This is a genomic window from Caulobacter radicis (assembly GCF_003094615.1).
Classification (GTDB): Bacteria; Pseudomonadota; Alphaproteobacteria; order Caulobacterales; family Caulobacteraceae; genus Caulobacter; species Caulobacter radicis.
This window is the reverse complement of sequence record NZ_QDKO01000009.1, coordinates 246,588-265,415: the sequence shown is the minus strand read 5'-3', so window position 1 is coordinate 265,415 and position 18,828 is coordinate 246,588. Positions and strand designations below refer to the sequence as shown.

The following is an 18,828-nucleotide window of genomic DNA, read 5'->3' as shown; positions in this document are numbered from 1 at the left end:
GATTCCCGCCCTCATATAGGACGGCTTCGCATTTCTGTAACGCGCGCGACGACAGTCAGGTCGACAGCCGACGCTCCGGCCGCCAGCAGGGCCCGCGCGCAACCCTCGGCGGTGGCTCCCGTGGTCAGCACGTCGTCGACCAGCAGCACCCGCTTTCCGTCGACCAGAGGCCGCCTGCGCTCGGGCACGGCGAAGGCCGCGGCGACGTTGCGGCGGCGACCGTCGACCGACTTGCCGCCCTGGCTGGCGGTGTCGCGCCTGCGCACCAGAGCGTCGGCCAGATAGGGCCGCCCCGCCGCGCGGGCCAGCGGCCGGGCGATCTCGGCGGCCTGATTGTAGCGGCGGCGCAGCAGGCGCGCGGCATGGATCGGTACGGGAACCACCGCGTCGGCCTCGTCCAGCAGATCCGGCGCGGCGCGCGAGATCCAGCGGGCGAACAGGCCCGACAGGTCGGTGCGGTCGGCGTGCTTGAGCTTCAAGACGAGGTCGCGGGAGTGTTCGTCATAGAGGCAGGCGGCCCTGGCCCGCGCGAAGGCCCTCGGCCGCGCCAGGCAAAGGGCGCAAAGCGGCTCGCCCTGGTCGAAGGGAAACGGCGCGCCGCAGCCGTCGCAGACCGGTCCGTCGAGAAAGACGATGCGGCTCCAGGCGCCCGCAGACAGCCCCGGTGTCAGGGCCGGCTCGCCGTCGAAGGCGCGTGGCGGCAGGACCAGGTCGAGCAGGCCGCGTCCGAGCGCCGTAAAGCGTGGACCGGGTTTCCATTGCCCTGCTGCTTTCCATCGGGAGAAGGAATCGCCATGTTCCGCCCGCATGACAAGTTCGCCCCTCCTCTTCGACCGCGACCTCCTCCGAGCCCGCCTCGACCGCGCCGCGCCGCATTTCGGCCAGGCCGGCTTCCTCAAGGCGCGGGCCGCGGGTGACGCGGTCATGCGGCTGGAAGCGATCCTGCGGGAGTTTCCGGTCGCCGTCGATCTCGGAAGCCGAGACGGCGCTTTCCGGGCGGCGCTGTCGGAAAGCGACGCCGCCGGCAAGATCGGCTTGCTGATCGACACCGACCTGTCGGCCCGCATGCTGGCCGGGCGCGGCGGCGCGACCGTGGTCGCCGACGAGGAGCGCCTGCCGTTCGGCGACGAGACGCTGGACCTGGTGGTCTCGACCCTCGCCCTGCATTGGACCAACGACCTGGTGGGCGCCCTGATCCAGATCCGCCGCGCGCTGCGGCCCGACGGCCTCTTCATCGGCGCCCTGTTCGGCGGCGCCACCCTGACAGAGCTTCGCCAGTCGCTGATGGCGGCCGAGGACGAGATCTCGGGCGGCGTCTCGATGCGCGTCTCGCCCTTCGCCGACACGGTGGACGCGGCGGGCCTGCTGCAACGCGCCGGCTTCACCCTGCCGGTGGCCGACATCGACCGCGTGAAGGTGCGCTACGCCCACCCGATCGCCCTGCTGCAGGACCTGCGCCGCATGGGCGAGACCAGCGTGCTGCTCGACCGCTCGCGCAAGCCCCTGACCCGCAAGCTGCTGTTCCGGGCGCTGGAAATCTACCAGGAGCGCTTCGCCGAGCCCGACGGCCGCGTGCCCGCCACCTTCGAGATCGTCACCGCCACCGGCTGGGCCCCGCACGACAGCCAGCAAAAGCCCCTGCGGCCTGGCTCGGCCAAGATGCGCCTGGCCGATGCGCTGGGGGTGAAGGAACAGCCGGCCGGCGACAAGGCGGGATAAGGCGGCGACCGTAAGGAACCTCCCCCTCTGGGGGAGGCGGCCGAAGGCCGGTGGGGGGCCGTTTTCAGCTTCCGGAGAGCCGGCAATGCGAAATCTACTCCCCCCACCGATCGCTTCGCGATCACCTCCCCCACAGGGGGAGGTTTCCTGAAGGGCGAGACCTCCAACCTCAGCTCACCAGAAACGTCGCCGCCTTCCTGGCTCCGACATCCCGGGCCGGCCCGACCAACACCGCGCCGTCGCGGTGCGTCAGATGCCCGCCGCCCGGCGCCTGGAACGACACACCCTTGCCGGCCAGGCCCTTCACGCGCTTGAAGGCAGTCGCCTTGTCGCCCGGCCCAATCGCGACAACACCCCCCTCGACCTTCAGCCCATGTCCCGGCCGCAGGATCGGCTCCAGGATCACGAGCCCGCCCGCCCCGGCCTTCTGGCGCAGCTGGGTCGTGGCCAGCGGCCCCTCGCCCACGCTCACCACATCATCCTCGACGCGCAGGAACGCGCCCGGACGGTCCAGCGGCGAGAAGCGGTCGGGAATCTCGCCCGCGCCGGCCGGCACGCCGAAATCCGGGGTTCCGTCGGGCTTGTAGTAGAGGCGCTGAACCCGCGTGTGGCGGTTGGGGTCGAACAGGGGGTTGCCCTTGATGGCCTTGTAGTCGCGGCCGTGGAACACCAGGACGTCGCGGCCCTGCTCGTCTACGGTGAACGAGTTGTGCCCCGGGCCCCAGACGCCGGTCTCCTCCGACGAGACAAACACCGGGACCGGCGACTTGCTCCACGAGCCCTCGGCCATCAGGTCGGCGTTCGCGTCGGCGGTCAGCAGCCCCAGGCAATAGCGGTCGTCGGTGGCGCTGGCCGAATAGGCGATGAACACCTTGCCGTTGCGGATCAGCACCGCCGGCGCCTCGGCCACCTTGAAGCCGCGCACCTCCCAGTCCAGCGTCGGCACGGTCAGGCGCACCGGCGGCCGGCCCAGGGTCAGGGGCGTGGCCAGCGGCGCCAGGTAGAGGTTGCTGTTGGTCTCGATCCCCGGCTCCTTCTGCGCCCAGCAGAACCAGCGCACGCCCTTGTGGTGGAAGATCGTCGAGTCGAGGTTGAAGCTGTCCCACGGGGTCTGCACCTCGCCCAGCAGGCTCCAGGCCCCGGTCAGGGCGTTCCTGCCCTCGCAGCGCAGGACATAGGTGCGGATGCGGAACGGCTGGGCCTTGTCGCCAGCGGCGAAATACATGTGCCAGGCGCCGTCGATCCAGTGCAGCTCCGGCGCCCAGATATAGCCGCCCAGCTTGCCTTCCGTCGGCCGCCGCCAGATCACCGCTTCCTGCGCCGTGGCCAGGCCCGCCAGGGTGCGCGAGCGGCGCACGATCAGCCGGTCGTATTCCGGCACCGAGCCGGTCAGGTAGTAGTAGCCGTCCGTGTGCTTGAAGACCTGGGCGTCGGCCCGCTGGCGCACGACGGGATTGACCAGCGGAGCAGCTTCCGCCGCCTGCGCGCCGCCCGCCAGGCCGCTCAGACCCAAGGCCCCCGCGCCAGCCAGAAGGATGCGTCGCGAAGGCTGCGGGTCGAAGTTCGTCACGGTCGTTTCCTCAAACGCTTCGCGCCTTCGCGCGATTTGTCTGAGTTAAAGCACGTCCCGCAGCCAGGCCACCAGGGGAATGTCGGCCGGCGGCATCTCGTAGTCCGACAACTTGTCGGGCTTCACCCAAGCCATGGCCTTGTGCTCCTTGGCCGTGACCAGCCCCTCCCAGCGACGCAGCAGATAGAGCGGCATCAGCAGGTGGAACTTCTCGTAGGTATGCGAGGCGAAGACGAAAGGCGCCAGGCAGGCCTGGGCCACCGTGATGCCCAGCTCCTCGTGCAGTTCGCGGATCAGGCATTCCTCGGGCGTCTCGCCCTTTTCGACCTTGCCGCCCGGAAACTCCCACAGCCCCGCCAGCGACTTGCCCTCGGGGCGCTGGCAGATCAGCACCCGCCCGTCGACGTCGATCAGAGCGGCGGCGGCGACCAGGACGATGGGGCGGTCGGTGGGAGGAGCGGCTGGCGAATTCATGCCCGATCCATCGCGGGCTTTGCCCACCCTGGCAACTCCCTCGTGGCGACGAACGTTGCCCAGGGGTCATTGCCAAGGAGGAACGCCATGTCGCTGGACGATCGGCTGGTGAAGAGCGGCGACCTGATCGGGGTCGCGGTCACCGATCCCAAGGGCCACAAGCTGGGCGTGATCCGCGAGGTCTTCGTCGACCGCGACGCCGGGATCGGCCGCTATGTCGCCGTCGAGCCGGCGGGCCTGTTCACCGGCGGCAAGTACCACCCCCTGCCCTGGCGGATCCTGACCTTCGACGACAAGGGGCGGGCCTACGCCACCGACCTGTCGAAGGACCGCTTCAAGGACAGCCCCGCCTACGACCGCGACCAGCTGTCGAAGGCCTCCTATGGCTGGGCCGAGCAGGTGGAGCGGTATTTCGAGGGGTGACGCCGCCCGCGACGCCATGAGGCGGCATCTCTCAACGGAAGAGGATAGCCACCACGGCCCCGACAAATCCGGCGAGGATCGAAAGCAGCATTCTGGGCACGAACGCGAACAGGAACCCCTTTCGGAACTCCTTGTCGTGCCAGTTCTCCTTCACTTCCCGCAGATCGTCGAGAAGGCCGGGCTCTTTCACCCTTCCCTTACCCCACCTTCACCGAGCCCAGCACGGTCTCCACCTCGGGAAGCTCGGCGGCGTAGTAGTGCTCGCTCGGGGCGATATAGAGCACGACGTAGAGCTTGCCGCCGACCTCGGCCACCTGGGCGGCGCCGGAGATGTCGAGGCCTTCCTTGGTCTTGGCCTTCAGGTCGAAGCGCAAGCCCTCGGCCGAGCCCACCTTGGCCGGACGCAGGTTGTCGGTCTCGACGCGCTGGTAGTCGAGGGCCGCGACGCTGTCGGTGACGAACTCGACGAGCTCGGTCGGGGCCATGCCCGCGCGATAGGTCGGGGTCGGGCGCTCCTTGGCCATCGGCTTGACCATGAACTCGCCGGGCGCGAGGCCGTCGGTCACATAGAGGCGGTTCAGCAGCGGGCCGTCCATCGACAGCAGGCGCACCTTGGCCGGGCGAGCAAACATGATGGCGCTGATGTCCGACCACTCGTGGCCGAGGGTGACGGTGGCCGCGCCCACCTTGTAGGGGCCGGCCGGGGCCGAGGTGACGCTGACGCAGGCCGACAGGCTCATGACCAGGGCCGAGGCCGTCAGCAGGCGCAGGGTGTTCGTGCGGATCATGTGGCGCTTCCTTCGGAAAGTTTCTTGAGGCTGGCCTCGACCAGCCAGCGGTCTTGCGCCTGGGGCGCACGGGCGAGATAGGTTTCGTAGGCGGTCTTGGCGGCCGGGCGGTCGCCGGCCTGCAGCGACAGGTCGCCCAGGGTGCGCCAGGCGGCGACCGGGGCGTCGGCATGTGCCCCGGCCTGCGCATAGGCCTTGCGGGCCAGCTCCAGGTCGCCCTCGCCGCGTCGCTGGCGATAGGCCTCGGCGCGATAGAAGGTCAGCACGCCCAGATCCTCGCCCTGGGCCGACAGCCGGTCGATCAGGGCCAGGCTCTGGCCGTAGTCGCGGCGGCGCAGATCGTCCTTCAGCCAGGCGGCCAGGTGCGGCCGCACGGCCGCGCGATAGGCCTTGCGGTCGGCGGCGGCGGAGGCCTTGGTCGGGGTCTTGGCGGCTAGGTCGTCCAGCGCCTTGACCCGGTCGCTGCTGAGCGGGTGGGTCGAGAAGATGCTGACCCGGGCCTCCTGCTCGCGCACCCGCTTGAAGCTGGACGCGCCGGTCTCGGCGATCAGCGAGCGCCACAGGTGCGCGCCGGCCGCCGGATCGTAGCCGGCCTTGACCGCCCGCTGGAAGCCCAGGCCGTCGGCCTCGACCTCGTTCTCGCGCGAGAAGCCGAAATAGGCGGCCAGCTGGCCCAGGTACAGCAGGTCGTTCAGCGCGCCGGCGGCCCGCATGATGTCGCTGGCGCCCTGGGCGGAGCCGGCGTTGACCGCCGCGCCCATGGCCACGGCCGCCACGGCGAACTGTACGGCCATGGTCGCGCCCAGCCGGGCCTTGAGGGCGCGATAGGCCTCGATCGAATGGTTCTCGGAGAAGTGGCCGACCTCGTGGCCCAGCACGAAGGCCAGCTCGTCCTCGGTCTCCACCCGCAGCAGCAGGCCCGACCACACCTCGCCGTAGCCGTTGGGGGCCATCTGGGCGTTGAAGAACGGCCGGTCCATCACATAGACGCGGATGTCGCCCTGGTACTCGGGCGCAAGCTTGGCGACGACGCCCGTGACATAGCCGTTCAGGGCCGGATCACGGTTGCGTTCGGCCGACTGGCGGGCGGCGAGTTCGGCCTTCTCCGACAGCGCCCAGATGCCGCCCTCGTCGGAGGTGTCGGCCGGGCGCAGGTGCGGGGCGCGGGGTTGGGCGCCCGCCGGCGCGGCCGCCAGGACGGCGGCCGCCAGCAGGGCCAGGCCCTTCGCCCGTGGGCGAAGGACGCGGGGCATCAGAGCGGCGCGTCCTTCAGCAGGGCCTTGGCGAAGGTCTCCGCGCCCTCGGGCGAGCGCATGTCGGAGTCCGTGCCGGCCACGGCGACGTTGAACCACACCACCTTGCCGGTCCTCAGGTCGACCAGCGAGGTGAAGGCGTACTGCTGGGCCATCGGCAGGCTGACGCCCAGCAGCGCCGCGCCGACCATGGCGGCCTTGCGCCCGCCGCTGGAATAGGAACCGCGGCCCGTGGTGAACAGGGCGTAGTCGGCGTCATAGGTCTGGGCCAGGCCTTGGGTCCCGGCGCCGAGCGTCCAGTCGAAGCTCTTCTTGGTCGGCAGCGAATAGAGGCCGTAGTTGAAGCCCCGGATCGAGTTGCCGACCGCCTCGTGCAGGCGCAGCAGCTGCAGGGCCCGCGGATCCTCGACGGTGGACGGGTCGAGCGAGCGGAAGACGTGCGACTTGGCGCCGGCGGCCTCTTCCAGTTCGCGCTTGATGTTGTCGCGGGCCTGGGTCGACCAGTCGGCGCGGGCCTCCTGGAGACCGGTGACGGTCAGCAGGCCCAACTCGATGTCGGGCTGGACGATCAGGATCTTGGCGCCCGCCGCCGGCTTGGTCGGCGACTTGTCGGCCAGGCGCGTGTTGGTCGTGGTGCAGGCGGCCAGAAACAGGCACGCCGTGACGGCGATGCTACGGAAAACAGACACGGATGAGCCCCCAGATATGCCCCCGACTGTCTCACCCCCGAAACAGTCAAGCTCTAGATACCGCCGCTATACCGGCTCGTCGAGAGCAATCTTAGCGAGAGCCGCGCCCAGCGCCTCCACCATCTCTTCCGTCGTCGCCCACGAGCACATGAAGCGGGCCGAGCCGTCCAGGAAGCGATAGACGAACCACCCCTCGCCCCGCAGGCGCTCCAGCGCCGCGTCGCTCATGGTCACGAAGATCCCGTTGGCCTCGACCGGATGAGCGATCGGATAGGGCATCAGCGCGGCCAGCTTGCGGGCCATGGCGTTGGCGTGCGCCGCGCGGGCGGCCCAGGGGCCCGCCCCGCCGTGCTCGTCCAGCAGGGCCAGCCATGGGGCGGCCAGGAACCGGCCCTTGGAGACCAGTTGGCCGGCGTGCTTGATCCGCGCGTCCAGGCGGCGGCGATGGGCGGGGTCGAGGAACACCACCGCCTCGGTCGGGGTCGAGCCGGCCTTGGTGCCGCCCATCACCAGAATGTCGACGCCCAGGCGCTTCACCGCCTTTAGGTCGAAGCCCGCCGCCACGGCGTTGGCTAGGCGCGCGCCGTCCAGGTGCACGCCATAGCCCCTGGCCTTCACCGGATCGATCAGGGCCTTGAGAGCGGCCTCGGAATAGACCGTGCCATATTCGGTGGCCGTGGTCAGCGACAGGGCCGCGACCGGCTGGCGGTAGGAGACGTCGGGTTGGGCCAGCGCCTCTTCCAGCGCCGCCTGCTCGATCTTGCCCGAGGCGCCCGGCAGGCCGATCAACCCCACGCCCTGGCCGAAGAAGCCCGGCGCGCCGGTCTCGTCGGTGCAGATGTGGGCGTGCTCGTGGGCCAGCACCGCCTCGTGCGGCGCGGCCAGCAGGGTCAGGGCGAAGGCGTTGGCCGCCGTGCCCGACGGCATGAACCTGACCTCGGCGTCGGCGTCGAGCGCCGCGCGGATGCGATCGCCGGCCGCCTGGCTGACATGGTCGGTCCCGTAACCCGAAGCCGTACCGGCGTTGGCCGAGACAAGCGCCTCCATCACCTCGGGCATGGCGCCGGCGACATTGTCGGAGGCGAAGTCGTAGCGGGCGGAGGTCATGGACGGTCACTCGGAAAAGGAACGCCGCCTCGATGCCGGGACGGCGGCGCCATTTCAAGAGCTGACCCGCCGCGACACCGGGGCTTCACGACAAAGGCCGGACGAACGCTGCCTGACGCCAGGCCACTACCAGGAAACGTGCGCCGTGCGATTGCGCGGCTCGACGCCTCTCGTGGACATGGGCGGCTTCAACGGCGCCTCCAGCCGAAAAAGCGCGCGCGAAAGTCCTGCCTGGGCCAGATGATCGGCCACCGCCTTCGCCCGCTCGAGGGCCAGCTTCCGAAAGCCCCTTCCAAGCTCATCACCATCCACATGGCCGGAAATGACGATCGGCCTGTCGCCGCCGCTCCATCGCGAGGCGGCGTACCGCGCCGGAACCTGCGCCAGGACATTCAACGCCTCGGCGTCCAGCTCGGCCGTGTCACCGGAGAAGAACACCGGAACGAAGTTGTCGCCGAACGAGCTGGCGAGCGCGCGGGGCCCACAGGCCAACGCCGCAAACAGAGCCATGAACCTTCTGCGCAGCATCGCCCCTCCCCGTCAGGCCGCCGGCGCCGCCCGCAGCGCCCGGATCCTCGGCCACAGCATGTTGACCGCCAGGCCGGCCAGGACAAGGCCCGCCGCCAGCAGCTTCCAGGCCGGCAGGCCCTCGCCCAGCAGCAGGGCCGAGGCGCTCATGCCGAACACCGGCACCAGCAGGGCCATCGGGGTGATGGTGGCGGCCGGGTGGCGGGCCAGGAGCCAGCCCCAGGCGCCATAGCCGAACATGGTGTTGCCCACCGCCTGCCAGACCACCGCCAGCCAGGTTCCGAGGTCGGCATGGACCACGCCCCTGACCATGGCCGGCCAGCCTTCCAGCCACAGCGCCATGACCAGCAGCGGCGGGATCGAGAACAGGCTGGCCCAGACCACGTAGCCCAGCATGTTCACCGGCCCGGCCTGGCGGGCGACGATGTTGCCGCAGCCCCAGCTGAGCGCCGCCAGCAGGCCAAGCCCCACGCCCAGCGGCGTGGCCGAGCCGCCGCCGTGCAGGGCGATGATCAGGATCCCCGCGACGGCCAGCAGCAGGGCGACGACCTGGAAGCCCCGCACCCGCTCGCGGTTGATCTGCATGGCCAGGGCGATGGTGAAGAACACCTGGGTCTGCAGGATCAGCGAGGCCAGGCCCGGCGAGATGTGGCCCTTCATGGCCACGAACAGCAGGCCAAACTGCCCCGCCCCGATCAGCAGACCGTAGCCGGCGAGATTGAGCCACGACACCGCCGGCTTCTTGACGAAGAACACCAGCGGCAGCAGCACGAAGGTGAAGCGCAGGGTCGCGAAGGTCAGCGGCGGCAGGTGGTTCAGCGCCTGGCGGATGACCACGAAGTTGGTCCCCCACACCGCCACCACCGCCAGAGCCAGCAGGAAATGGCGAAGCGGCAGGGAACTGGGCATGGCGGATACTCCTCGGGCGGGCCCTAACTAGGCCTTGGAAATGCCTGGGGGAACCGCTGCGCGGCCCATTTTTATCCGAGCCTCCCCGCCTTCGCGGGGATTTTGCGACAGGGGAAAGGCTGGAACCGCTTCGTCAGCCCACAGAGTATTCAGCCATCCGCCTCACAGTAAACGCGCCCGAAATCACTGTGACGCGGCCGTGAAGTTTTCGCGAAACCGATAGTCCTCACGGTCAAGTTTAGCACCTCGTTAGGTGTGAAACCGCCATTCACCCTCGCGAGTGGAGGCGTATTTCGATGTTCACCCTGCGCGACACCGTTTCTTCCCTGGCCCCGGCGCGGGCGGAAGATCTCGGCAAGACGCTGTACGAGCGGTTCCGCGAGGAGCCCGACACCCTGATCATCCCGGTGCTGGACGCCGACGACCGCCCCGTGGGCCTGGTCGAGCGCAACGCCTTCTTCCTGCGCATGGCCGCGGAGTACGGCCGCGCCCTCTACGCCAACCGTCCCATCGAAGTGCTGATGGACAACCAGCCGCTGGTCGTCGAGGCCGACGTCGAGTTGGCCGCCTTCACCAATGACAGCCTGTCCTACCGGGCCAGCGACCTGCTTCGCGGCTTCATCGTCACCGACGGCGGGCGCTATCTGGGCGTGGGCACGGTGATCGGCCTGCTGCAGGCCGCCAGCGAGACCAACCGCCGCAACCTCGACGCCCTGGCCGAGGCCAAGGCCGACGAGGAGCGGGCCCGCACCTTCATGACCGCCGTGGTCGAGTCCATCCCGTCGATGGTGTTCGTCAAGCGCGCGTCCGACCAGAGCTACGTCCTGCTCAACCGCGCCGGCGAGAAGATCCTGGGCTACAGCCGAGAAGAGATGATCGGCCGCACCGACGAGGCGTTCTTCGATCCGGTGCAGGCGGCGATCTATCACGCCCGCGACGCCGAGGTCGTGCGCTCGGGCGAGGTCAAGGTCATCGAGGAGGACCTGATCCCCCGCAAGGACGGCACCACCGCCATCCTGCGCACCAAGAAGATCGCCATCCTCGACGCCGAGGGCCGCCCCGAATACCTGCTGGGCGTCTCCGAGGACATCGCCGAGCGCAAGCGGGCCGAGGCCCAGATCGCCCGCCTGGCGCACTATGATCCGCTGACCGAGCTGCCCAACCGCCTGCTGTTCCACAAGGACCTGTCGGACGCCCTGGCCCGCGCCGCGCGCCGCGAGGACCTGGTGGCCGTGCACTGCGTCGACCTGGACCGCTTCAAGGTGGTCAACGACACCCTGGGCCACCCCGTCGGCGACGCCCTCTTGAAGGCCGCCGCCGAGCGCCTGCGCAACTGCGTCCGCGACGGCGACACCGTGGCCCGCCTGGGCGGCGACGAGTTCGCCGTGGTGCAGATGGGCCTGACCGACCTGTCGGGCGCCACGCGCCTGGCCGCCCGCATCGTCGAGGCCCTGGAGGCGCCGTTCGACCTTCTGGGCCACCAGGTGGTGATCGGCGGCAGCGTCGGCGTCGCCGTCTCGCCCGACGACGGGCACGACTGCGACGAACTGCTCAAGAAGGCCGACATGGCCCTCTACCGCGCCAAGGCCGACGGCAAGGGCACCTTCCACTTCTTCGAACGGGCCATGGACGAGCAGCTGCAGGCCCGCCGGGCGCTGGAGCTGGATCTGCGCAAGGCCCTGGCCGAGGGCCAGTTCGAGCTCTTCTACCAGCCGCTGTTCGACCTGGAAGCCGACCGCGTCACCGGCTGCGAGGCGCTGCTGCGCTGGTTCCACCCCGAACGCGGCATGGTCTCGCCCGGCGAGTTCATCCCCCTGGCCGAGGAGATCGGCCTGATCGGGGCCCTGGGCGACTGGGTGCTGCGGGCCGCCTGCGACGAGGCCGCCCGCTGGCCCCAGCATGTGCGCCTGGCGGTGAACCTCTCGCCCGCCCAGTTCCGCGACCGGCGCCTGGCCGCCACCGTCGTCCAGGCCCTGGCCGCCTCGGGTCTGGCCGCCGAACGCCTGGAGCTGGAGATCACCGAGAGCGTGCTGCTGCAGGACAGCGCCTCGAACATGGCCATCCTGCACGACCTCAAGGCCCTGGGCGTGCGCATCTCGATGGACGACTTCGGCACGGGCTATTCGTCGCTGAGCTATCTGCGCAGCTTCCCGTTCGACAAGATCAAGATCGACCAGACCTTCGTGCGCGACATCCTCGACGACGCCGACGCCCTGGCCATCATCAAGGCCGTGCTCGACCTGGGCGCCAGCCTGGGCATCACCACCACCGCCGAGGGCGTGGAGTCTGAGGAACAGCTGCACGAACTGCGCCGCCAGGGCTGCGGCGAGATCCAGGGCTACTTCATCAGCCGCCCCAAGCCGGCGATGGAGATCGCGGCGTTGCTGGGGGTGGAGACGGCCACGCCGCGCGGCCTTTCGGACGTGGTGGCGTTTTCGACGGTAAAGCCCGTCGAACTGGCCAGCGAGGCCCAAAGGGCGACCGGGTGACATCAAAGGAACCTCCCCCTGTGGGGGAGGTGATCGCGAAGCGATCGGTGGGGGGAGTGATTGCTGACCCCGCCAATGCCTCGGAAGCTGAAAACGTCCCCCCACCGGCCTTCGGCCGCCTCCCCCACAGGGGGAGGTTCCTCGTGCTTCAGCCGCGCCTAACCACCGCAAACCCTTGCGGCTCAAGCCTCTCCCTTGACTTCGCACCTGCGATATACGATATGAGCCCCGCGCCAATCGGCGCTATCGGTGCTCCAGCCGCGTGACGGACCCCACTGGGTTCAGCCTGTCGAGCGCCCTGAAAGCTTCTCATAGACCGCCCGTATCACGCGGGGCGCTCCCCACCGACCCGCCGCCAGGCGAGCCGTGCGAGGACCGCGCGCGCCGTCTCGCGACCGTATGAAAGATACGTCCGCAGTGACTCAATTCACCGACCTTGGCCTGGCCAAGCCGATCCTCAAGGCCCTGGCCGACAAGGGCTACACCCAGCCCACCCCGATCCAGGCCCAGGCCATCCCGATCGTCATGAAGGGCCGTGACCTGCTGGGCATCGCCCAGACCGGCACCGGCAAGACGGCCGCTTTCGCCCTGCCGATCCTGCACCGCCTGGCCGAGGACCGCCGTCCGGCCCCGCGCCGCGGCTTCCGCTGCCTCGTGCTCTCCCCGACCCGCGAACTGGCAACCCAGATCGCCGACAACTTCAAGGCCTACGCCGCGCACCTGGGCCTGTCGGTCGCCACCATCTTCGGCGGCGTGAAGTACGGCCCGCAGATGCGCGCCCTGGCCGCCGGCGTCGACGTGGTCGTCGCCACCCCGGGCCGCCTGATGGACCACCTGGGCGAAAAGAGCGCCACCCTGGGCGGCGTCGAGATCTTCGTGCTCGACGAAGCCGACCAGATGCTCGACCTGGGCTTCGTGGTGCCGATCCGCAAGATCGCCAGCCAGCTGCCCAAGGACCGCCAGAACCTGTTCTTCTCGGCCACCATGCCGGGCGAGATCGGCAAGCTGGCCGGCGAGCTTCTGAAGAACCCGGCCTCGGTGTCGATCACCCCGCAGGCCACCACGGTCGAGCGCATCGACCAGTCGCTGATCTACGTCGAGGCCCAGCGCAAGCGTCCGCTGCTGGCCGAGCTGCTGGCCGACAAGGCCGTCGAACGCTCGATCGTCTTCACCCGCACCAAGCGCGGCGCCGACCGCGTGGCCAAGTACCTGACCGCTTCCGGCATCGAGAGCGCCTCGATCCACGGCGACAAGACGCAAGGCCAGCGCGAGCGCGCCCTGGCGGCCTTCAAGGCCGGCGAGGTCAAGGCCCTGGTGGCGACCGACATCGCCGCCCGCGGCATCGACGTCAACGACATCAGCCACGTCTTCAACTACGAGCTGCCCAACGTGCCGGAGGCCTATGTCCACCGGATCGGCCGCACCGCCCGCAAGGGCAAGGACGGCGTCGCCGTCAGCTTCTGCTGCGACGACGAGCGCAGCCTGCTGAAGGACATCGAGAAGGCCACCCGCCAGAAGATCCCGTCCTTCGACCGCCGCAACGACAAGGCCCTGGCGGCCGCGGCGGCCGTAGCCGACAAGCTGGCCCCGGCCGAGAAGTACGTCGACCCGCGCAAGGCCGACCCGCGCAACAACGTCCCGTCGGAACTGCGCCGCAAGCGCAACCGCAATGGCGGCGGCCAAGGCAAGAGCGCCCAGGGCAAGGGCGGTCAGGGCGGCGGCCAGCAGGCCCAGGGTCGTGGCGAGGGCCGTAACGGCGGCCGCGGCAAGGCCGGCGGGCAAGGCCAGGGGCAAGGCAAGGCGGCCGCCGCCGGCGGCGACTTCCGCGGTCCCAAGCGCGGCGTCCAGCAGGTCGAGACCCGCTGGAGCCCCATCGACTGATCGACCAAAAGCCGATGCTTCAAAGGCCGCCTCACCCGAGGCGGCCTTTTTTGCGCCCTCCCCAGGGTCGAGCCGGCTCGCCCTCCCGGCGAAAACCACAGCCCTGAGCCGAGCCGACTGCGACGCTTGCGCGCAGGGGTCGCGTCCCTCCCTTGCAACCCGTCGGACCGTCTGGCCATTGTTCGGCCGGACCCGGCTTTAGGGGAGCCGGTGGGAGGGACAAAACGCCATGCCGCAGGGCGAAGGGCGGAGCTTGCCTGCGTTCACGCGCCTGGCCGGCGGGGAAATGGCCGAGCGCGTGAAGGCTTTCGACTGGTCGCGGACTCCGCTGGGCCCGCGCGACGCGTGGTCGCCGAGCCTGCGCCTGGCCGTCGACATGCTGATGGCCACCAACTTCCCCATGGCCCTGCGCTGGGGTCCCGAGCTGATCCTGATCTACAACGACGCCTACGCGCCCTCGCTGCGCGAGCGTCACCCCGACGCCCTGGGCCGGCCGTTCACCCAGCATTCGGACGCCTTCCGCGCCACCCTGCTGGGCATCCACCAGGACATCCTGTCGGGCGAGAGCGGCGGCTACGCGCTGGAGCGCATGCCGCTGCAGGTGGAGCGCGAGGCCGGCGAGGCCCGCCTGGCCCATTTCGCCGTCAGCTACAGCCCGGTGCCCGACCAGGCCGCCCCCACCGGCGTCGGCGGCGTGCTGATCTCGGCCGTCGAGATCACCGGCGCGGTCGAGACCGAGAAGGAGCTGCGCGCCACCCGGGCTCGCTATGACATGGCCCTGGACGCCGCTGGCGGCGTCGGCGCCTGGGAGTGGGACATTAAGGCCAACCGCGTCTATTGCGACGCCCGCTACGCCCAGCTGCATCAGGTGGACCCCGCCTTCGCCACTCAGGGCCTGCCGGCCCAGAGCTTCACTCCCGCCGTCCATGACGAGGATCGCGAGCGGGTGCGCCAGATCGCCCTGGCGGCGATGCAGACCGGCGGCGATTTCGCCGACGAGTATCGCCTGGTGCAGGCTGACGGCTCGGTGCGCTGGGTGGCGGCCAGCGGCCACTGCTATCTCGACGCCGACGGGCAGGCCGACCGCAACGCCGGCGTCGTCTTCGACATCACCGACCGCAAGCGGATGGAAAGCCAGCTGCTGGAAGCCCGCCTCGACCGCGACATCGCCATGGAGGCGGCCGGCATGGGCCGCTGGGACCACAACCCCAGCACCGGCCAGCGCTACTGGGACAAGCGATCCTGCGAGATGTTCGGCGTGCCCGAGCCCGGCCCGCAGGACTTCGACAGCTTCCTAGCCCTGCTGCATCCCGACGATGTCGACGCCGTGCTGGCGGCGGTGGCGGCGGCCACCGACCCGGACGGCGACGGGCTGATCAATGTCGAGTACCGCATCGTCCGCCCCTCCGATGGCGCGCTGCGCTGGATCGAGGTGTTCGGCCGGGCCTATTTCGAGCGCGGCGCCTGCGTGCGCTTCGTCGGCGTCGGCTCGGACGTCACCGAGCGCAAGGAGGCCGCCCGCAAGCTGGTCTCGCAGGAAGAGACCCTGCGCCTGGCCATCGAGGCCGCCGACGTCGGCACCTGGGACCTCGACATCCGGAACGACGTGCTGACCTGGTCGGACCGATGCTACGCCATGTTCGGCGTCGCTCCGGGCACGCCCGTCGTGCGCGACGACTTCTACACCAACCTTCACCCATCCGATCGCGACGCGGTGCGCGAGGCGCTGCGCCGCACGCTGGATGGCCGCATCCGCGCCGACTACGACGTCGAGTTCCGCGTCATTGGCCGCGAGGACGGGGTCGAGCGCTGGCTGTCGGCCAAGGGCAAGGCCTTCTTCGATACCGAGGGCAAGCCGATCCGGATGATCGGCACCACCGTCAACATCACCGACCGCAAGCGCGCCGAGCTGCACCTGCGGCTGCTGGTCAACGAGCTGAATCACAGGGTCAAGAACTCGCTGGCCACGATCCAGGCCATCGCCGGCCAGACCTTCCACGCCGCCCGCTCGCTGCCGGCCGCGCAGGAGGCTTTCACCGCCCGCATCATCGCCCTGTCCGAAGCTCACGACGTGCTGACCCGCGAGAACTGGGAGGGCGCCGACCTGCTGGACGTGGTCGACCGCCTGGTCGCGCTGCACGGCGGCGAGGGCCGCTTCGTGCTCGATGGTCCGTCGGTGCGGCTGTCGCCGCGCCCGGCCCTGTCGCTGTCGATGGCGCTGCACGAACTGGCCACCAATGCTGTGAAGTACGGCGCCCTGTCGCGCCTGGGCGGCCAGGTGACGATCAGTTGGGGCGTCGACTACAGCGGCGTGCCGCGGCTTTCCCTGCGCTGGCGCGAAAGCGGCGGCCCGCCGGTGGTCGCCCCCACCCGCCGCGGCTTCGGCTCGCGCCTGATCGAGCGGGGCCTGGCCCAGGAACTGTCGGGCGAAGCGCGCATCGACTTCAAGCCCGAGGGCGTGGAGTGCGCGATCACGGCGCTTCTGGACTGCTGACCAAAGCCCCTCTCCCCGTGGGAGAGGTGTCGCCGCAGGCGACGGAGAGGGGAGTGCTGATGACTGTCCGCCGCCTGGAAAGCTGAAAACGTCCCCCTCCGACCCTTCGGGCCACCTCCCCCAGAGGGGGAGGATCAAGCGCCCAGATGCTCTCCCCCATAGGAGAGGTGTCGCGGAAGCCGACGGAGGGGGTCAAGCCATCCGCAGCACCTTGGCGATCTGCTCGTCGCTGCGGCGCAGGGCCAGCATGGCCAGGCCCGCGCAGGCCAGCGGGATCGCCGCCCAAGGCGAGAAGCCCGCCACCGCCAGCCCCGTCGTCACGGCCAGCAGGGCCGAGACCACCACCTCGGCCAGGGTGGCGAACCACGATGACCCGCGGCGGCGCTTGAAGTCGGCCCGCTTGCCCGGCTTCTGATGCCAGACGTTGATCAGGCCGCAGGCCCAGGCCGACAGCCCCGCGCCCAACGCCGTCCACAGCGCCGTGACCGGGGCCAGCCACAGCAGAACGCCCAGCGGAACCGCCAGCAGCAGGGCCACCGGCAGCAGGGCGGCGGCCAGCTTGGCGCGGCGCAGGCTGCGGGTGGCGGCCGGCGAGACGGCCAGCAGGTCGGGGCTTTCCTCGGCAGACAGGGTGATCCAGGCGAGACTCCCGGCCACCTGCCCGGCCAGGAACACCACGACGCCCGCGCCGCCGGCCAGGGCCGCGCCGCCGTCGCCGTGACCGGCGTTGCGGCTGAGGATCACCGCGGTCGGCACCAGGTAGAGAACCCGCAGCAGCACCTGCGACAGCAGGCTGGCGTCGCGCAGGATCAGCCGCAGTTCCTTGGCCAGGGTGGCGGCGAACACCCCGCCGGCGAAGGCCCGGTCGCGGCCTTTGACGGGCCTGGCGGCCGAGGCTTCGGCCCCTTGCGTCACCGCCGCGGCGTCGGCGAAGCGCTTGCCCAGCGACAGCGCCGCCAGCGCGAAGGCCCCCGCGCCGATCGCCAGCATCGCCAGCAGCGGCAGCGGCTCGCCCAGCATCGCCTTCAGCGGCCAGTAGCCGACCGACGGGATCTTCATGCGGCCTTCGGCGGCCTCGCGCGCCAGCGACTGGAACAGGCTCTCGCTGGCCCGCTCGCCCATCAGCGTGCGGACCTGGCTGACCAGGAAGAAGGCCGCGCCCGTCAGGGCCGCCAGCACCTGGGCCACGGTGCGCGTGCGGCGGGGACCGATCAGCCGGAACAGGAACAAGGCCAGGGTCAGGCCCGTGGCGGTGGCCAGCAGGGCCAGGGCCGCCAAAACGCCGAACAGGCCCAGCCACTCCGGGTGACCGAGGATGATCGCCGGCCCCAGGAGCGGCGTGACGAAGATCAGGAACACCGTCAGCACGCCGGTCGCCACGCCCATGGCGCGGACGAACAGCACCGTGCGCGGCGCGATCGGCGAGGAGAACAGCAAATCGAGGTCGCCGCGCTCGTAGAGCGCCTCGCTGGCGGCGGCCAGGGTCTGGGACAGCATCAGGGTGAAGGCCGTGGCGCAGCAGGCCAGGGCGATGGCGGCCGACAGCGGGACCACCGGCACGTCCAGCTTGCGCAAGGCCAGGCCGATGATCACCCCGCCGCTCAGCATCACCAGCGCCAGGATCGCAAGGCCGATCATCGCCCCGACGCCGCCCATGGCCCGCTTGCCGGTCAGGGCGCGAAAGCTCAGCCGCATCTCGTGGGCGAGCAGCCAGGGGACCCCGCCCGGACGCAGCAGGCTCACGCGGGCGCTCCGTCGGCGGTCAGTTGCAGGAAAACGTCTTCCAGGGTGTCGCCGCCGCCCTGCCCGGCCCCCGTCTTGCTGGCATGCGCCCGCAGCGCATCGAGCGTGCCCTCGGCCAACAGGCGACCGCCGGCGATGATGCCGATGCGGTCGGCCATGCGCTCGGCGACCTCGAGGATGTGGGTGGTCAGGATCACCGTGCCGCCGGCGTCGACGCGGGCCTGCAACATGTCCTTGACCAGGCGCGCCGAGGCCGCGTCCAGGCCGGTCAGCGGCTCGTCGAGGATCAGCAGCCGGGGATCGTGGATCAAGGCTCCGGCCAGGGCCACCTTCTGCTTCATGCCACGCGAGAAGCCCTCGCACCGCCGCCTTGCCTCCGACGCCAGGCCCAGGGTCTCCAGCAGCTCCTGCGCCCGCGCCTTGGCGTGCCTGGGCTCGACGTTCCACAGGCCGGCCACGAACTCCAGATATTCCAGCGGGGTCAGCCGGTCGTAGATCATCGCCTCGTCCGGCGCCCAGGCGGTCACCGCCTTGGCGGCCGCCGGATCGGCCAGGGCGTCGATGCCGAAGATGCTGATCGATCCCTTGTCGGGCTTGGTCAGGCCCGCGACCATCCGCAGCGTCGTGGTCTTGCCCGCGCCGTTGGGCCCCAGCAGCGCATAGAGCTCGCCCGGGTGCACCGTCAGGTCCAGCTCGCGCACGGCGGGCTTGGCGAAGGTCTTGTCCAGCCCCCGGACGATCAAGGCTTCGGTCACGCTGGC

Annotated in this window: 17 protein-coding genes; 5 read left to right on the top strand and 12 right to left on the bottom strand. The window is 70.3% G+C overall.

Going from position 1 to position 18,828, the window contains the following annotated elements; all coding sequences use genetic code 11:
* Positions 1-11 precede the first annotated feature (11 nt).
* Positions 12-809 (bottom strand): ComF family protein, encoded by a 798-nt coding sequence (locus DDF62_RS03540; protein WP_116487833.1) that lies wholly within the window; start codon positions 807-809, stop codon positions 12-14.
* On the opposite strand from DDF62_RS03540, the gene DDF62_RS03535 reads away from it, so the two are divergent.
* On the top strand, positions 808-1,719 hold the full coding sequence (locus tag DDF62_RS03535; protein ID WP_116487832.1) for a methyltransferase domain-containing protein: 912 nt from the start codon (positions 808-810) through the stop codon (positions 1,717-1,719). The genes DDF62_RS03540 and DDF62_RS03535 overlap by 2 nt on opposite strands.
* 169 nt (positions 1,720-1,888) lie before the next feature.
* Here DDF62_RS03535 and DDF62_RS03530 read toward each other — a convergent pair whose 3' ends face one another.
* Both DDF62_RS03530 and mutT read right to left on the bottom strand, forming a co-directional pair.
* Positions 1,889-3,289 (bottom strand): glycoside hydrolase family 43 protein, encoded by a 1,401-nt coding sequence (locus DDF62_RS03530; protein ID WP_116487831.1) that lies wholly within the window; start codon positions 3,287-3,289, stop codon positions 1,889-1,891.
* 45 nt (positions 3,290-3,334) lie between these two features.
* On the bottom strand, positions 3,335-3,763 hold the full coding sequence (mutT, locus tag DDF62_RS03525) for an 8-oxo-dGTP diphosphatase MutT (protein WP_116487830.1): 429 nt from the start codon (positions 3,761-3,763) through the stop codon (positions 3,335-3,337).
* Between the two features lie 87 nt (positions 3,764-3,850).
* On the opposite strand from mutT, the gene DDF62_RS03520 reads away from it, so the two are divergent.
* Entirely contained in the window at positions 3,851-4,186 is a 336-nt protein-coding gene (locus DDF62_RS03520) for a PRC-barrel domain-containing protein (RefSeq protein WP_116487829.1), read from the top strand.
* A gap of 31 nt (positions 4,187-4,217) precedes the next feature.
* Here the strand turns inward: DDF62_RS03520 and DDF62_RS25495 are convergent, their stop codons facing one another.
* The 7 genes from DDF62_RS25495 to DDF62_RS03490 all read right to left on the bottom strand — a co-directional run bounded on the left by DDF62_RS25495 (position 4,218) and on the right by DDF62_RS03490 (position 9,460).
* Positions 4,218-4,376: a hypothetical protein gene (locus tag DDF62_RS25495; RefSeq protein ID WP_165832163.1), complete on the bottom strand. Its 159-nt coding sequence runs from the start codon at positions 4,374-4,376 to the stop codon at positions 4,218-4,220.
* A gap of 7 nt (positions 4,377-4,383) precedes the next feature.
* The gene (locus DDF62_RS03515) at positions 4,384-4,974 is read right to left on the bottom strand and encodes a hypothetical protein (RefSeq protein WP_116487828.1); all 591 of its coding nucleotides are present in this window, start codon (positions 4,972-4,974) and stop codon (positions 4,384-4,386) included.
* A complete protein-coding gene (locus DDF62_RS03510; RefSeq protein ID WP_116487827.1) occupies positions 4,971-6,227 on the bottom strand; it encodes a M48 family metallopeptidase in 1,257 nt (418 codons plus the stop codon). Before DDF62_RS03510 ends, DDF62_RS03515 begins: the two co-directional genes overlap by 4 nt.
* Entirely contained in the window at positions 6,227-6,916 is a 690-nt protein-coding gene (locus DDF62_RS03505) for a hypothetical protein (RefSeq protein WP_116487826.1), read from the bottom strand. The genes DDF62_RS03510 and DDF62_RS03505 overlap by 1 nt, the downstream gene beginning before the upstream one ends.
* Positions 6,917-6,982: 66 nt before the next feature.
* Entirely contained in the window at positions 6,983-8,023 is a 1,041-nt protein-coding gene (locus DDF62_RS03500) for a beta-eliminating lyase-related protein (RefSeq protein ID WP_116487825.1), read from the bottom strand.
* Between the two features lie 126 nt (positions 8,024-8,149).
* Positions 8,150-8,533, bottom strand: a complete 384-nt coding sequence (locus tag DDF62_RS03495) for an OmpA family protein (protein ID WP_165832162.1) — start codon at positions 8,531-8,533, stop codon at positions 8,150-8,152.
* 30 nt (positions 8,534-8,563) lie between these two features.
* Positions 8,564-9,460, bottom strand: coding sequence for an EamA family transporter (locus DDF62_RS03490; RefSeq protein ID WP_116487823.1), 897 nt, complete (start codon positions 9,458-9,460; stop codon positions 8,564-8,566).
* 296 nt (positions 9,461-9,756) lie between these two features.
* Between DDF62_RS03490 and DDF62_RS03485 the strand changes: the two genes are divergently transcribed.
* The 3 genes from DDF62_RS03485 to DDF62_RS03475 all read left to right on the top strand — a co-directional run bounded on the left by DDF62_RS03485 (position 9,757) and on the right by DDF62_RS03475 (position 16,324).
* Positions 9,757-11,949: a putative bifunctional diguanylate cyclase/phosphodiesterase gene (locus tag DDF62_RS03485; protein ID WP_116487822.1), complete on the top strand. Its 2,193-nt coding sequence runs from the start codon at positions 9,757-9,759 to the stop codon at positions 11,947-11,949.
* Between the two features lie 417 nt (positions 11,950-12,366).
* Positions 12,367-13,830: a DEAD/DEAH box helicase gene (locus DDF62_RS03480; RefSeq protein ID WP_116487821.1), complete on the top strand. Its 1,464-nt coding sequence runs from the start codon at positions 12,367-12,369 to the stop codon at positions 13,828-13,830.
* A gap of 253 nt (positions 13,831-14,083) precedes the next feature.
* Positions 14,084-16,324, top strand: a complete 2,241-nt coding sequence (locus DDF62_RS03475) for a sensor histidine kinase (protein ID WP_244286690.1) — start codon at positions 14,084-14,086, stop codon at positions 16,322-16,324.
* A 192-nt stretch (positions 16,325-16,516) separates the two neighbouring features.
* Here the strand turns inward: DDF62_RS03475 and DDF62_RS03470 are convergent, their stop codons facing one another.
* Both DDF62_RS03470 and DDF62_RS03465 read right to left on the bottom strand, forming a co-directional pair.
* Positions 16,517-18,067, bottom strand: a complete 1,551-nt coding sequence (locus DDF62_RS03470) for a hypothetical protein (protein WP_116487819.1) — start codon at positions 18,065-18,067, stop codon at positions 16,517-16,519.
* Positions 18,064-18,822: an ABC transporter ATP-binding protein gene (locus DDF62_RS03465; protein ID WP_116487818.1), complete on the bottom strand. Its 759-nt coding sequence runs from the start codon at positions 18,820-18,822 to the stop codon at positions 18,064-18,066. The genes DDF62_RS03470 and DDF62_RS03465 overlap by 4 nt, the downstream gene beginning before the upstream one ends.
* Between the last annotated feature and the right edge of the window lie 6 nt (positions 18,823-18,828).